The 1,370-nt window shown below is 56.9% G+C and carries 3 protein-coding genes; 1 reads left to right on the top strand and 2 read right to left on the bottom strand.

Translation table 11 applies throughout. The features are described from left to right. Positions 1-238, bottom strand: a 238-nt coding sequence (locus H5U08_RS18930) for a chorismate synthase (RefSeq protein WP_297036761.1), incomplete at its 3' end; no start/stop codon positions are given. 471 nt (positions 239-709) lie between these two features. On the opposite strand from H5U08_RS18930, the gene H5U08_RS18925 reads away from it, so the two are divergent. Continuing rightward, a complete protein-coding gene (locus tag H5U08_RS18925; RefSeq protein ID WP_297036758.1) occupies positions 710-1,132 on the top strand; it encodes a DUF2784 domain-containing protein in 423 nt (140 codons plus the stop codon). Between the two features lie 30 nt (positions 1,133-1,162). Here the strand turns inward: H5U08_RS18925 and H5U08_RS18920 are convergent. Then, a partial coding sequence (locus H5U08_RS18920) for a hypothetical protein (RefSeq protein ID WP_297036754.1) occupies positions 1,163-1,370 on the bottom strand: 208 nt, incomplete at its 5' end.

Here is a 1,370-nt window from a genome sequence, read left to right as displayed (position 1 = left end):
GGTTTGGGACCCAAATGGCGATCGGGCTGCCCAGGGTGATTCCCCGCCACGTGCCGCTGAGGATTTCCGCCTCGTCTTTCTCGATACGCTGCCGTCCGCCGCGGCCATATCCTCCCTGCCGCCGGGCGAGTTCCCTGTTGATGACCCCCAAGTCGATGACTATCCCGGCGGGGAAGCCGTCCACGAGGGCCAGAACTCCTTTGCCATGAGATTCGCCCGCTGTCCAGTACCTTAGCATGGTGATTTTCTTACTAATGTGCGTCGCTGTTGTTATGAAAAACGCGCAATATGACAATCTTGCGTCATCTCGTCAATCTATTTTCTTTATCTATCTTTCTCAACCTGCAACCTAACACCTCGGTAGCAGTGCGAGCTTCATAGCGAAAGTTGCCTCATTGCCAGCATTTTATCCGAAACCGCACGGACGTCCCAGGCCAAACGACTTGTTGACCTCGGCCACGTGGGCTTGTGGGGACGGAATGGAAAGATTTCCCGTCTGGCCAATTTCCCTAAATATGGGAATATTTGCCCCGGCGATTGTGTCGGATTAGATAGAGGCGGTTCCGGAGGCCGCTCGTGATCGCCGGTGTAGTGCACGCCGGCTTGCCGACAATCTTTCAGGAAAGGCGAGCCTTTTTCCCCTAGCGAAGGGGGCGGCGGAGCGGCTCACTATTCGACAGAGGCCGTGAATGCGTGGAGGCTGCCCACCATGGCAATTTATGGCTATCTTGCCGACCTTGTCGTAACACTGCATCTTGCCTATGTCCTTACAGTGATCATCGTCCTCATTCTCATCCCGGTCGGCAGGTTTTTGGGGTGGAACTGGGTGAGATCGTTTTGGCTGCGCATCATCCATCTGGTGATGATCGGAATCGTGGCCTTTCAGGCGTGGATCGGAGTCATCTGTCCCCTCACGCATCTGGAGAACTATCTTCGCGCCCTCGCCGGTCAGGAAACGTACTCGGGCACATTTGTCGGTCGGCTCGTGGAATCGCTCCTGTACTACGAATGTCCGAGCTGGGTCTTTTTGGTCGCCTACACGTGCGTCGCGCTTCTGACAGCGCTCACACTCATTTTCGTCCCGCCTACTCTACCCACTTGGCTGCGGCTTTCTCACTCGCGCTCCTCTTGAGCCGGTCAACTTCGGCGTGCAGTATGGCCGTCATGAGCGCGGCATTTTGATCGCGGTGATCGCCGCGTAAGACCTGCTGGAAAAGGTTCCGCCTCCGACGGCGAATGTTTCCGCACCTATCTGCTGACAACTCCCGCGCAACAGCTTTTCGACCTGCTGGAGGGTGAGAGGCTGACCCCACGGGCTTTCCGGGCAAAGACGCCCCTTGGCCACCGGTTCGATAAGAAGGAGACGACCT

The sequence above is a fragment of the Thermogutta sp. genome (assembly GCF_014359955.1).
Taxonomy (GTDB): domain Bacteria; phylum Planctomycetota; class Planctomycetia; order Pirellulales; family Thermoguttaceae; genus Thermogutta.
The sequence above is the reverse complement of the archived record's forward strand: the minus strand, read 5'-3'. Positions and strand labels throughout refer to the sequence as shown.